13 protein-coding genes are annotated in these 12,911 nt (G+C 70.5%); 7 read left to right on the top strand and 6 right to left on the bottom strand.

The window, feature by feature from the left end; translation table 11 throughout:
* Window positions 1-237 precede the first annotated feature (237 nt).
* The 4 genes from ACIQBL_RS32545 to ACIQBL_RS32530 are packed head-to-tail and all read left to right on the top strand — an operon-like array spanning window position 238 to window position 4,280.
* A complete protein-coding gene (locus ACIQBL_RS32545) occupies window positions 238-1,305 on the top strand; it encodes a M4 family metallopeptidase (RefSeq protein WP_401947998.1) in 1,068 nt (355 codons plus the stop codon).
* Window positions 1,306-1,349: 44 nt separating this feature from the next.
* Window positions 1,350-1,616, top strand: coding sequence for a protealysin inhibitor emfourin (locus tag ACIQBL_RS32540; protein ID WP_401947995.1), 267 nt, complete (start codon window positions 1,350-1,352; stop codon window positions 1,614-1,616).
* 46 nt (window positions 1,617-1,662) lie between these two features.
* On the top strand, window positions 1,663-2,988 hold the full coding sequence (locus ACIQBL_RS32535; protein ID WP_401947993.1) for a GH1 family beta-glucosidase: 1,326 nt from the start codon (window positions 1,663-1,665) through the stop codon (window positions 2,986-2,988).
* Window positions 2,985-4,280, top strand: coding sequence for an MFS transporter (locus ACIQBL_RS32530; RefSeq protein ID WP_401947990.1), 1,296 nt, complete (start codon window positions 2,985-2,987; stop codon window positions 4,278-4,280). The genes ACIQBL_RS32535 and ACIQBL_RS32530 overlap by 4 nt, the downstream gene beginning before the upstream one ends.
* 52 nt (window positions 4,281-4,332) lie before the next feature.
* On the opposite strand, the gene ACIQBL_RS32525 is transcribed toward ACIQBL_RS32530, so the two are convergent.
* Entirely contained in the window at window positions 4,333-5,187 is an 855-nt protein-coding gene (locus tag ACIQBL_RS32525; RefSeq protein ID WP_401948793.1) for an NAD-dependent epimerase/dehydratase family protein, read from the bottom strand.
* Between the two features lie 130 nt (window positions 5,188-5,317).
* Here ACIQBL_RS32525 and ACIQBL_RS32520 point away from each other — a divergent pair, with 130 nt between their 5' ends.
* The gene (locus ACIQBL_RS32520) at window positions 5,318-6,175 is read left to right on the top strand and encodes a helix-turn-helix transcriptional regulator (protein WP_401947988.1); all 858 of its coding nucleotides are present in this window, start codon (window positions 5,318-5,320) and stop codon (window positions 6,173-6,175) included.
* A 115-nt stretch (window positions 6,176-6,290) separates the two neighbouring features.
* On the opposite strand, the gene era is transcribed toward ACIQBL_RS32520, so the two are convergent.
* A complete protein-coding gene (era, locus tag ACIQBL_RS32515; RefSeq protein ID WP_401947985.1) occupies window positions 6,291-7,259 on the bottom strand; it encodes a GTPase Era in 969 nt (322 codons plus the stop codon).
* A gap of 165 nt (window positions 7,260-7,424) precedes the next feature.
* On the opposite strand from era, the gene ACIQBL_RS32510 reads away from it, so the two are divergent.
* Entirely contained in the window at window positions 7,425-8,732 is a 1,308-nt protein-coding gene (locus ACIQBL_RS32510; RefSeq protein WP_401947982.1) for an ammonium transporter, read from the top strand.
* Window positions 8,729-9,067 carry a P-II family nitrogen regulator gene (locus ACIQBL_RS32505; RefSeq protein WP_401947979.1) on the top strand — a complete coding sequence of 113 codons (339 nt, stop codon included), beginning with the start codon at window positions 8,729-8,731 and terminating at the stop codon, window positions 9,065-9,067. The genes ACIQBL_RS32510 and ACIQBL_RS32505 overlap by 4 nt, the downstream gene beginning before the upstream one ends.
* On the opposite strand, the gene ACIQBL_RS32500 is transcribed toward ACIQBL_RS32505, so the two are convergent.
* From ACIQBL_RS32500 to ACIQBL_RS32485, 4 genes are all read right to left on the bottom strand, one after another.
* Window positions 8,961-9,974 carry a WxL protein peptidoglycan domain-containing protein gene (locus ACIQBL_RS32500; protein ID WP_401947976.1) on the bottom strand — a complete coding sequence of 338 codons (1,014 nt, stop codon included), beginning with the start codon at window positions 9,972-9,974 and terminating at the stop codon, window positions 8,961-8,963. The genes ACIQBL_RS32505 and ACIQBL_RS32500 overlap by 107 nt on opposite strands.
* Before the next feature lie 78 nt (window positions 9,975-10,052).
* Window positions 10,053-11,369, bottom strand: coding sequence for a beta-xylosidase (locus ACIQBL_RS32495; RefSeq protein ID WP_401947974.1), 1,317 nt, complete (start codon window positions 11,367-11,369; stop codon window positions 10,053-10,055).
* 173 nt (window positions 11,370-11,542) lie between these two features.
* A complete protein-coding gene (locus ACIQBL_RS32490; RefSeq protein ID WP_401947972.1) occupies window positions 11,543-12,028 on the bottom strand; it encodes a hypothetical protein in 486 nt (161 codons plus the stop codon).
* Window positions 12,029-12,533: 505 nt separating this feature from the next.
* Window positions 12,534-12,887 carry a cytidine deaminase gene (locus ACIQBL_RS32485; RefSeq protein WP_401947969.1) on the bottom strand — a complete coding sequence of 118 codons (354 nt, stop codon included), beginning with the start codon at window positions 12,885-12,887 and terminating at the stop codon, window positions 12,534-12,536.
* Window positions 12,888-12,911 lie beyond the last annotated feature (24 nt).

The raw sequence follows: 12,911 nt of genomic DNA, 5'->3' as shown, positions 1-12,911 counted from the left end.
GAAGCATGCTAGCCGAGCGGTCCTGGACGTGCGGCTCCGTATCAGTATGCGGGACCGCACTCCCTTAAGGACGCGGGGCTGTATCGATGTGCGGCTCCGCCGCGTGGGCGCGCCAAGCCACACTCAGCCGTCACCCGATAACACAGAGCGACCGTCTCTGGGTGGAGCATCCTCACATTTCACCAATCAAGGTCGCGCGTAGTGACATGTCGCTAACGGAGTGCCATCGTGCCGGGCATGACGACACACGGGGGCTTCGAGCCCGTCTTCTGCACGATCGTCCCGCCGCACGTCCTCGACAAGCTCGCCCAGCACGAGGACCCCGCGCTCGCCGGTCCCGCCCGCGAGACCCTGGAGCGCGACGCCTACGAGCGCACCCACCGCCGGCTGACCACGGTGCTCGGCGCACCGGCCCTCGCCGCGCCCACCGGGACCGACAAGCCGCAGCGCACGATCTACGACGCCAAGCACAAGCAGGACCTGCCCGGCAAGAAGATCCGCGGCGAGGGCTCCGAACCCGGCAAGGACGCCACCGCCAACCGCGCCTACGCCGGTCTCGGCGCCACCTTCGAGCTGTACCTGAACGCCTTCAACCGGCACTCCATCGACGGCCAGGGCCTGCCGCTCAACGCGTCCGTCCACTTCGACGTGAAGTACGACAACGCGTTCTGGAACGGCGAGCAGATGGTGTTCGGCGACGGCGACGGCGAACTGTTCCTCGACTTCACCATCCCGGTCGACGTCATCGGCCACGAACTCACCCACGGCGTCACGCAGTACACCGCGAACCTGACCTACTTCGGCCAGTCCGGCGCCCTGAACGAGTCGATCTCCGACGTCTTCGGCTCGCTCATCAAGCAGTACACGCTCGGCCAGACCGCCGCCGACGCCGACTGGCTGATCGGCGCGGGCCTCCTCGCCCCGCGCGTCTCCGGAGTCGCCCTGCGCTCCATGAAGGCCCCGGGCACGGCCTACGACGACAGCGCCCTCGGCAAGGACCCGCAGCCCGCGACGATGGACGACTTCGTCAACACGGGCCGCGACAACGGCGGGGTGCACATCAACTCCGGCATCCCCAACCACGCCTTCTACCTGGTCGCCGACGCCATCGGCGGCCACGCCTGGGAGAAGGCGGGACAGATCTGGTACGACGTCCTGACCGGCGGCGAACTCAAGAAGGACGCCCTGTTCACCGACTTCGCGACGCTCACGGTCGCCGCCGCGAAGACCCGGTTCGGGGACGGCGGCGAGGAGTTGCAGGCCGTGACGAAGGCGTGGGAACAGGTCGGGGTGCCGACCTCGTAGTCGCGGCAGTCGCGCCGGGCCCGTATCCGTACTAGACAGGACCCATGCGTATTCAGGTACGGCGCACGGGCGGGATCGGTGGCATCGAGCGCCGCGGCGAGGTCGACACCTCGGCGCGGCCCGACGCACATGAGTGGCACGCGCTGGCCGAACAGGCGGTCGCCGACGGTCAGCGCGCGCCGAAGGCAGGGGTCCCGGACGGCTTCCACTACGAGATCACGGTGGACGGGAAGACGGTGCACACGGCCGACCCCCGGCTCACGGAGGAGCAACGGACGCTGATCCAAAGGGTGTTGAAGGAAGGTGCGTAACTGGTTGTTCACGCCCGCCCGTTGACACCCGTTACCGCCGGTACCCATGATCCGGCGCATGGCGAATGATGCAGGCAACCCGATACCTCGGTTCCCGGCCGATTTCCTCTGGGGCGTCTCGACTTCGGCCCACCAGATCGAGGGCGCGGCGGAGGCACGCGAGCCCTCCGTCTGGGACGTGTTCGAGGCAGAGCCCGGCCGGATCAAGGACGGCTCGACGGCGGCGGTGGCCTGCGACCACTACCACCGCCACCACGAGGACGTGGCCCTCCTGACCGACCTGGGCGTGGACGCGTACCGCTTCTCGATCTCCTGGCCGCGCGTGAACTCCCCCGGCGGCCTGGACTTCTACGACCGTCTCGTCGACGAACTGGGCGAAGCGGGCGTCCGTCCGGTCCCGACCCTGTTCCACTGGGATCTCCCGGTCACGCGGGACTGGATGGACAGAGATACGGCGTCACGTTTCGCCGAGTACGTGTCCGTGGTCGCCGACCGGCTCGGCGACCGGGTGAAGAAGTGGATCACCCTCAACGAGCCCGCCGAACATACGCTGTTGGGGCACGCGCTGGGAGCCCACGCCCCCGGCAAGACCCTGCTCTTCGACGCGCTCCCGGTCGCCCACCACCAACTCCTGGCCCACGGACTGGCGGTACGGGCGCTGCGCGCGGCCGGTGCCACCGACATCGGGATCGCCAACTCGCACGGCCCGACCTGGCCGGCGTCCCAGGAGCCGGAGGACGTCGAGGCGGCGAACTTCTACGACCTGCTCCTGAACCGCCTGTTCGCCGACCCGCTCCTGCTGGGCGAATACCCCTCAGGCCTGGGCGAGTTGATGCCGGGCGACGTCGAGTCCGACCTGAAGGTGATCGCCGAACCGATCGACTGGTACGGGATCAACTACTACGCGCCGAGCCGGGTCGGGGCACCCCAGGGCGCGGAGATCGAGTTCGGCGGACTCACCCTCCCCGCCGAACTCCCCTTCTCCGTAAGGGACATCGAGGGCGTCCCGGTCACGGACTTCGGCTGGCCGGTGGTCCCCGAGGGCCTCACCGAGCTCCTCACCACGTTCCGCGACCGCTACGGCGACCGGCTCCCGCCCGTCGTCATCACCGAGAACGGCTGCTCCTACGAGGGCGTCGACGACCAGGACCGGATCGCCTACCTCGACGGCCATGTCCGGGCGCTGCACGGGGCGTTGGAGGCGGGCGTGGACGTCCGCGGCTACTTCGTGTGGTCGCTCCTCGACAACTTCGAGTGGGCGGAGGGCTACGAGCGCCGCTTCGGCCTCGTCCACGTCGACTACGAGACACAGGCGCGCACTCCGAAGGCGTCGTACGGCTGGTTCCAGGGCATGCTGCGGGCGCAGAGATGACGACGACGGGGAGTTCCGTGGACGACGGCAATCCGGCTCCCGCTACCGCCACTTCGGCTCTCGCCCTGGCCGAACCCGTGGAACGCGTGGGCCGGGGCTGGACGTCGGCGCTGTCGCTCGCCAACGGGGCGATCTGGGTGGGCTGGTACGGCCCGTTGCAGATCCTGCTCGCCTCGCAGGCCAAGGACTTCGCGCCCGGCACCGGCATGTCCAAGGAGACGATGCTGGCGTGGGTGACCGGCGCGGGCGCGCTGGTGTCCCTGGTCGCCAATCCGCTCTTCGGCGCACTGTCCGACCGTACGACGGCGCGTTGGGGCCGCCGTACGCCGTGGATCGTGGCCGGGACGGCGGGCGGCGCGCTGTCGTTGCTGCTGCTCGCGGGCGCGGGCGGGGTGTGGACGATGACGCTGGGCTGGTGCCTGGTCCAGCTGACCCTGAACGCGGCCTTCGCTGCCGTCACGGCGGCCGTCCCCGACCGCGTGCCGCGGCTCCAACGAGGCTCTGTGGGCGGCTGGTTGGGCGCCGCGCAGATCCTGGGCGTGGTGGGCGGCACGGGACTGGCGACGGCGGCCGGGGGCATCACGGCGGGCTATGTGGCGTGCGCGGTGTTCACGGCGGTGGGCGTGCTGCCGTACGTGCTGCGCCACAAGGACCTGCAACTCCCGCCCACGGACCGCCCGGTGTGGTCCTGGCCGGGCTTCTTCAAGGGCTTCTGGCTGAGCCCGCGCCGCTATCCGGACCTGGGCTGGGCCTGGCTGACCCGCTTCCTGATCAACCTGAGCAACGCGCTGGTGCTGCTGTATCTGTTGTATTACCTGCGCGACCGCCTGCACTACCACGACCCCGACCAGGGCGTCCTGATCCTGACGGCGGTGAACGGCCTCACGCTGCTGGCCACGGTCGTGGTCGGCGGGGTGTGGTCCGACCGGGTCGGCCGCCGCAAACCGTTCGTGATCTGGTCGGGCGTCCTGATGGCGGTGGCGACGGCGGTCCTCGCGGGCTGGCAGACCTGGCCGGGCGCGATCGTCGCGGCGGCCTTCCTGGGCATCGGCTTCGGCGTCTTCACCTCGGTCGACTTCGCCCTGATGACGGACGTCCTCCCCCAGGCCCTGGACCGCGGCAAGGACCTCGGCGTGATCAACGTGGCGAACGCGCTTCCGCAGGTCGCGGCCCCCGCCCTCGCCGCGCCGATCGTCACCTATCTGGGCGGATACCGGGTGCTGTACCTGGTGTCGGCGGTGATCGGGATGGCGGGGGCGTTGCTGGTGCGGCGGATTCGGGGCGTGGACTGAGGGGGCGGTGGGCTCAAGGGCGGTGGGCTCAAGGGCGGTGGGCCGAGCGGGGTCAGAGCACGCCCGCGTCGCGTGCCGACCAGGCCGTCGGGAACAGCGGGCGGTAGCCCAGTTCCCGGCGGATCCGCTCGGTGGACATGATGCCGAACCACGGGTCGGGGTCGGTGTGTTCGTGGAGTCCGGCGGGGATCTCGACCCCGTTGAGCAGGTGCAGTTCGACCGCCGTGACGGGGGCGTCGTCAGCGATGTTGTAGACGCGGCCGGCGATTCCCGGGGTGTGCAGGACGCGGAGGAGGCCTTGGGCGACATCCGCGTGGTGGCCCATGTGCAGGCGCTGGTTCGAGGCCCAATGCGCGGCCCAGTGGAGGGAGTTGGCGAGGTGGGGGTCTCCCTCGCCGTAGACGAAGGGGAGGCGGGCGACGCGCACGTCCATGCCGTCGAGCGCGAGCAACTCCCGTTCTGCCGCCGCCTTGGACTCCGGGTAGGCACCCCACATCTCGCCGCCGGGCCGGCTCTCGTCGTCCTCGGTCAGCGGACGGCCCCGTCCGGCGCCGTACACGAGCCCGGTGCTGACCTGGACGAAGCGCCGTACGCCGGAGGCCTGTGCGGCACGGCCGAGGGCGACCGCCGCGTCGTGGTTGACGGCCCGGGCCTCGTCGTCGGGTACGCCGCGGAAGGACGCGGCGACGTTCACGACCGCGTCGACTCCGGACACCGCCTTGCCGAGGGCGTCCTCGTCCCGCAGATCGCCGAGCACGACCTCCGCGCCCAGTTCCGCGAACGGTTCGCCGCGTGCCGCGTCCCGCACCAGTACCCGTACGCGCTCCCCCGGCCCGGCCTGCGCCAGCAGCCTCGGCACGAAGCGCCGTCCGACCTGTCCCGTCGAGCCTGTCACCAGTGTCAGCATCATGTGCTCCTCTCGTCCCGACTCTCGTCCCGACCAGCTTTGGGCGGGCGGGCCGGTACCGGGAGAGACCTGCCGATCGGGGGATCGGCAGACCCTGGATAAGCCGGGCGGACTGCCGCACGCTGGAAGCGTGAACCGAGCCGAACTCGCCGACTTCCTGCGCCGCGGCCGGGCCCGCCTGACCCCCTCCGACGTGGGCCTCACGCCCGGCGCCCGCCGCCGTACGCCGGGCCTGCGCCGCGAGGAGGTGGCCCAGCTGACCGGCATGTCCGTGGACTACTACACGCGCCTGGAGCAGGCCCGGGGTCCGCGCCCGTCCCGCCAGATGCTCACGGCGCTCGCGCGGGCACTACGGCTCACGGACGACGAACGCGACCACCTTTTCCACCTCACCGGCGAGGAGCCACCGCGCCGGGGAGGCGGGTCCGCGCACCTGCGGCCGGGCCTGCTCCTGGTCCTGGACCGGCTGCACGACACCCCGGCACTCGTGACGAGCGACTGCGGCGAGCTGATCGCCCAGAACGCGATGTCGAAGGCCCTGTCGGGCGACGCGTTCGCCCGCCCGCCCAGCGACCGCAACCTGCTCCGCCGCTTCTTCCTGAACCCGGAGTCACGGGAGTTGTTCCCCCCGGAGGACATCCCGGAGCACGCGCGCTCCCATGTGGCGAACCTCCGCGCGGTCGCCGCGGCCCGCCCCGACGATCCCGAGCCGGCCGCGCTGGTGGCCGAACTCCGCGCGTCCAGCGAGGAGTTCGCACGCCTGTGGGAGGACCACGAGGTCGCGGTACGCCGCCGCTCCACGAAGCGCTTCCGCCACCCGCTGGTCGGCCTCCTGGAACTCGACTGCGAGATCCTCCTGAACCAGGACGACCACCACCACCTGGTCATCCACACGGCCCGCCCGGGAACGGAGTCGTACGAACGCCTGCAGCTGCTGCGGGTGATAGGCGTGCAGGACATGTCGGAAATCAGCCCCTCCGGCGTTTGAGGAGCGGGGGTCCGGGGGCTGGCCCCCGGCGGGGTCGAAGGGGCGGAGCCCCTGGGGATGGGACGGGTAGGGGCGGCGGGGGCGAAAAAAGCCCCACAGAACCCCAACCGGCCCCCTAGAACCCCAGCTTCCGCAACTGCCGAGGATCCCGCTGCCAGTCCTTCGCCACCTTCACATGCAGGTCCAGGAAGACCGGCGTACCCAGCAACGCCTCGATCTGCTTCCGCGACGTGATCCCGACCTGCTTCAGCCGCGCGCCCTTCGGCCCGATGATGATGCCCTTCTGGCTGGGCCGCTCGATGTAGACGAACGCGTGGATGTCGAGGAGAGGCTTGTCGGCGGGCCGGTCCTCGCGGGGCAGCATCTCCTCCACCACGACGGCGATGGAGTGCGGCAACTCGTCCCGCACCCCCTCCAGCGCGGCCTCCCGGATCAACTCCGCGATCATGACCTGCTCGGGCTCATCGGTGAGGTCGCCCTCGGGGTACAGCGCGGGCCCCTCCGGCAACAGCGGGATGAGCAGGTCGGCCAGCAGATCGACCTGCTGGCCCGCGACCGCCGACACCGGCACGATCTCCGCCCACTCGAACCCCAGCTCCTTGCCGAGCTGGTCGATGGCGATGAGCTGCTCGGCGAGGGTCTTCGAGTCGACCAGGTCGGTCTTCGTGACGATCGCGATCTTCGGCGTCTTCTTGATGGACGCCAGTTCCTTCGCGATGAAACGGTCGCCCGGGCCCAGCTTCTCGTTCGCCGGCAGGCAGAAGCCGATGACGTCGACCTCGGCCCACGTCGTACGGACGATGTCGTTCAGCCGCTGCCCCAGCAGTGTGCGCGGCTTGTGCAGCCCAGGCGTGTCGACCAGGATCAACTGCGCGTCCGGCCGGTGCACGATGCCGCGGACCGTGTGCCGCGTGGTCTGCGGCTGGTTGGCGGTGATCGCCACCTTCTGGCCGACCAGAGCATTCGTAAGGGTGGACTTGCCCGCGTTGGGGCGGCCCACGAAGCAGGCGAAGCCGGCGCGGTGAGGAGCCTCCGACGACGCGGACGGCTTGGATGACGGGGTACGAACGCTCATGGCGCCCATTGTCCCTGATCCACAGGCCCGCGCCGCACAACAGTCCACCAGGGCCTCACACGGTGAGCTTTCGGTAACCCCGACGCAATGAAACGTCACGGAAACACGGCCGTGCACAACCGGAAACCCGGGCCGGTGACCCTCTGACGAGCCCCCACACCGTTGGAGACGACCGTGACCCTCGCCGCCGCAGGCATCGACACCGGCGACACCGCCTGGCTGCTCGCCGCCACCGCCCTCGTCCTGCTGATGACCCCGGGCCTTGCCCTCTTCTACGGCGGCATGGTCCGCACGAAGAGCGTCCTCAACATGCTGATGATGAGCTTCGTGTCGATCGCCCTGGTCACGGTGGTGTGGCTGGCCGCCGGCTACTCCCTCGCCTTCGGCGACGACGTCGGCGGCGGGCTCATCGGCGGAGTGAAGCACCTCGGCATGGCGGGCCTCGGCCCGAACGCCGTCCACGGCACCGTCCCCACCCTCCTCTTCGCCACCTTCCAGCTCACCTTCGCGATCATCACGGCCGCCCTGATCAGCGGCGCGGTGGCCGACCGGGTGCGGTTCGGCGCGTGGCTGGTCTTCGTACCCGTCTGGGCGCTGCTCGTATACGTTCCCGTCGCGCACTGGGTATGGGGCCCCGGCGGCTGGATCGCGGCGCACCTCGGCGCCCTCGACTTCGCCGGCGGCCTCCCGGTCGAGATCACCTCGGGCGCCTCCGGCCTGGCCCTGTGCCTGGTGGTGGGCCCCCGCCTCGGCTTCCAGAAGGACGCCATGCGGCCGCACAACCTCCCCATGGTCATGCTGGGCGCGGGCCTGCTCTGGTTCGGCTGGTTCGGCTTCAACGCCGGCTCCGCGCTCGGCGCCAACGGCCTCGCCGCCGCGGCCTTCCTCAACACCCTCACGGCCGGCTGCACCGGCCTGCTCGGCTGGCTCTTCGTGGAGCAGAAGCGCGACGGCCACCCGACGACCCTGGGCGCGGCCTCCGGCGCGGTGGCCGGCCTGGTCGCGATCACCCCGTCCTGCGGCTCGGTCTCCCTCCTCGGCGCGCTGGTCGTCGGCCTCGCCGCCGGTGCCGTCTGCTCGTACGCGGTCGGCTGGAAGTTCAGGCTCAACTACGACGACTCGCTCGACGTCGTCGGCGTCCACCTGGTCGGCGGAGTCATCGGCACCCTCCTGATCGGGGTCTTCGCCACCACCGAACTGACCGGCGGCCCCGAGGGCCTCCTCTACGGCGGCGGGCTCGCCCAGCTCGGCAGGCAGCTGGTGGCCGTGGCCGCCGTAGGGGCGTACGCGTTCCTCGTGACGTACGGCATCGGCAAGCTGCTCGACCGGGTGATGGGGCTGCGGGCGAGCGAGGAGCAGGAGCTGACGGGTCTTGACCTTACGGTGCACGCCGAGAGCGCATACGATCACGGCGTCCTGGGCCACGGAGCCCCGGTCGGCGCATCCCTCCCCTCTGCTCAGAAGGTCAGCACCCAGGCATGAAGCTCATCACCGCGATCGTCAAGCCGTACCGCCTCGACGAGGTCAAGACGGCGCTCCAGGAGCTCGGCGTACACGGCCTGACCGTCACCGAGGCCAGCGGCTACGGCCGGCAGCGCGGCCACACCGAGGTGTACCGCGGCGCCGAGTACCAGGTCGACCTCGTGCCCAAGGTGCGGATCGAGGTCGTCGTCGACGACGCGGACTCGGACGCCGTGCTCGACGCGATCGTCACCGCCGCGCGAACGGGGAAGATCGGGGACGGGAAGGTGTGGTCGATTCCGGTCGAGACGGTCGTCCGGGTCCGGACGGGTGAGCGCGGCCCCGACGCGCTCTGACCGCGAGCACTCCCCCGGCGAACCCGACGGCGAGCAGCAGCGCCGCCGCCAGCCACGGCAGCGCGAAGAACGACGCGCTCGCCGACTGTTTCGTGCCCGTCGCGCTCGCGGTCAACGTGACGTCGCCCCAGTCGAGTTGGGGCGCGCCCTTCCACGGCTCGCTCAGCTTCACGCTCTGCCCCGGCAGCAACTCGGCCGGGATTCGGGTCAGTCCGCGCGAGAGCAGCGTACGGCCGAACAGCCCCCGCGCCTTCAGCGTCACCTTCGGGTCGAGGGTGACGTTGCCGGTGTTGCGCAGCGTGTAGGAGATCGTGGCGCCGCTGGCCCCCAACCCCGGTATCAGCGGCTGGTGATGGGACACGTGGACGTGTTCCACGGCGAGCGCGGGGAGCGTGGGTCCGCTCACCCGGAGGTAGACGCGGGCGCCGACGGCCCGCTGCACACCGAGGGCGAGTGAGCCGTCGCCCTTGTCGACGTGTTCGTCGAGGGCGACCAACGCGCCCGGGTGGTCGCCCGGTTCGGCCCCTTCGGGCACGTGCAGGGTGAACGGCACGGTGACCGTCCTGTGGGCCGGGACGGTGACCCGGGACTTCGCGGGCTTCGCCCACGCGCCCACTCCCCGCATCGTCTCCTTCACGGTCCGCACCGCGAACCCGCCGTCGCGCGCGGTGTTGTAGGCGTCGGCCGCGTACAGCCGGAAGGTGAGCGGCTTCGCCGTCTTGTTGGCGAGGACCACCTTGTCCTGGATGGTCTGGCCGGGGTCGGCGGAGAGATAGAAGTACGGCCGCGCGGCGATCTTCGAGGCGGCCGGGTACACGGACCAACTGCCGTTGTCCGCCGCGTAGGTGGAGGGCGCGGCGAGCACGCCGAGGCAGAGGCTCAGGAGGAGGACGTACAGCTTGCGCATGGGTGCGGACCCCCACGGACGAGGTGTGTGGTGGTCGGGCGGGTACGGTCGCCCGGCCACCGGAGGTGAGTGGAGCCGTCAGGTGAGCGTGAGCGTCAGAACGCCGGAGTACGAGCCCGGAGGCGTGAACGCCGGTACGTTCAGGGAGAGTCCGGCGTCGGCGGTGAACTCGCCGCCGGTGAGCGTGCCGTCGGGGGTGGACGCGAGCGTCGCTCCCGAACTGCCCACCGTGCCCGCCGAACCGGCGACGCAGGTGCTCGGGCTGCCCGCCTTGGTGGCGCAGGCGGGTGTCCAACTCAGCGCCCCGGCATCGATCTTGGCGCCGGGACCGGTGAAGTCGGTGACCTTGCCGGTCAGGGACCAGCCCGCGGGTCCGCCGCGGAAGTCCTGGACCGTCACCGTGTTCAGGGCGCCCGTGGAGGCACCGCCCTTGCCGAAGTCGACCGCGGAGAGACCCACGGCGTCCCCGGCCTGCGACATCGACAGCGTGCCCGCCTTGACGGTGGTCGTCAGCTTCTGACTCCCCGGCGGTACGGGCGTGGTGTCGTTGACGACATAGGCGGCCGGCCCGGCACCCAGATCGGCACTCCACGCACTGCCCTCGTACGCCACGATCCCGGTGGTCGTCTTGTCGTTGACGACGAGAGAACCACTGATGGCACCACTGGCACTGGCCGTGACGGTCGCCGTGTCCGCGGTCTGGGCGGTACCGGACCGCCCGGCCAGGGTCACGGTGGCACCCGGGGTGAAGTTGCTGCCGGTGACCGTGACGCTGTCACCGGCGTTCCCGGAGGCCGAACCCAGGCTGATCGCACGGGTGTTGACCGGTGTGGTGGCGGTCGCGGTGACGGTCTCGGAGACCGGCGCCGGCGGGTTCGTCACCGTGCAGGGGGTGTCCAGCTCCAGGATGTAGCTGGTGTGGATGTTGTAGTCGCCGGGCGAGAGGGTGATCGCGCCCGGGGTGGTGACCGTGAAGGTGCCGGTCATCGAGAACGACGGGAAGGCGCCGTTGCCCGGCACCGGGTCGTTCTTCTTGGGACCGGCCACCGTGAAGCTGCCGGTCTGGGCGCCGCCGAGGGTGACCTTCCCCGTGGGGGTCATGATGTCGGCCGGCAGGGCGAGCGCGGTCGGGTTGCTGGCGGCGGGCTTGACCACCGTGTACGTCACGGTGACGGTGTCGCCGACCTTCGGCGCGGTGTTGTCCACCGTGAGCGCGGCGGTCGTGGTGCCGTCGATCGGCGGGATGCCCGCGATCGCCGGCGGGATGCAGTGCGTGGCGAAGTCCACGTTCGTGGACGCGCCGGCCGGACAGGCCAGCGCACCGCCCGTGGCGACCGCGAGCGCGGTCACCCCGAACAAGGACGCCCAACGGCGTCTTCGGAATGTCGTAGCCATGGCTGTGCCCCCTCCTGAGGACGGTGGGCGCAGCGGCTCGTCTGCGCCCACAGGGGGCATTGATGTGGGGATAGCGTGAGAAGTCAATGCACAGGCCGAAACTAACTGATGGGCCGTCAGCTCCCGCCCAACAGCGGGAACCGACGGCCCAGTTGAGGCCGTGGGGGGAATTCTCAGTCGAACACGAACGGACCCGGCGACTGCGGTCCGGTGGCCGTGCAGGTGACGGCGATGCCGAAGATGGTCATCTGCAGCGAGCCGCCGTACGCCTCCAGGCTGTCACCGGAGGCCACGGTCCCGTCGAGCGGACCGACCGTGACGGCGTCGCCCGTCGCCATGGCCGGGTTCGCCGTCCCGCTGAAGACGGTCGTACCACCGCTCGCGTTCTCGAACGTGAAGGTGGAGGAGATGGAGTCCTGCGCCAGGGCCAGCGGAGCGGTGATGGAGGAGGTGACGGTGACCGTCGCCGCCGTCCCGTCCTGCGTGGCCGTGATGGTGGCGGCACCGCCGCCGAAGATGCCGCAGTCCGCGGTGATCGTCGCCGTCTGGGGAGTGACGGCGAGAGCACTGGGCGCGAACGCCAGCGAGACGGCCGCGAGGACCCCCGTCGCCAGTGCCGCACCCATTCCGATTCGCTTGCTTCTCAGCTTGCCTTTCATGGTTCTGCTTCCCTTCCCGTGTCTGGGAACGCCATGTGGGGATGGACGGGAGAAACACCGCAGACCCCTCACGGACGCGGTGCGGTGCGCCACGAGAACAGGAATCTGACGGTCCGTCGGAACTTACGGTTCCATTGATGCGCGGGAGACGGGGGAGAGCAAGGGCGAAATCTGGACGGCGACTTTTGGACACGGGGGGGGCTGGGGAGAGACCCGGGGGCTGGGGGGGACCCGGGGGCACTGCTCAACACCGGCCGGGCATATCTCAGCCGCTCCCCGCACCTCACAACACCGGCCGGGCACATCTCAGCCGCTCCCCGCACCTCACAACACCGGCCGGGCACATCCCAGCCGCTCCCCGCACCTCACAACACCGGCCGGGCACATCCCAGCCGCTCCCCGCACCTCACAACACCGGCCGACATATCTCAGCCCGTCCGGCGTTTGAGGACGAGGCCCCTTCAGGGCCGACCGGGGGTCTGGGGGCGGAGCCCCCAGCACCACCTCAGCCGGCAGCGACCGTCAGCCGAACAACCCCGTCCGGCGAAGCCACGTGCACCGGCGTCCCCGGCCCACCCAGATCCCGTACAGCCGCCAGATCATCCACGGAAACGGACTCCGCGGACGTCACCACCGCCGCCGCCTCCAACGACTTCGCCCCCGACGCCACCGCCATCGCCACCGCCGTCTGCAGAGCGCTGAGCTTCAGCGACGAAAGGGCGACCGTCCCGGCGACATACGTACGCCCCGTCTCGTCCCGTACGGCCGCGCCCTCGGGCACACCGTTGCGGACCCGCGCGGAACGGGCCAGGGTGACGATCTTGCGGTCCTCGGGGTCAAGCGCGCTGCTGTCGGTCATGAGCAGAGCATACGAAGAAGTACC

The sequence above is a fragment of the Streptomyces sp. NPDC088350 genome, from assembly GCF_044753545.1.
In the GTDB taxonomy this organism is placed as follows: Bacteria; Actinomycetota; Actinomycetes; order Streptomycetales; family Streptomycetaceae; genus Streptomyces.
The sequence above is the reverse complement of the archived record's forward strand: the minus strand, read 5'-3'. Positions and strand labels throughout refer to the sequence as shown.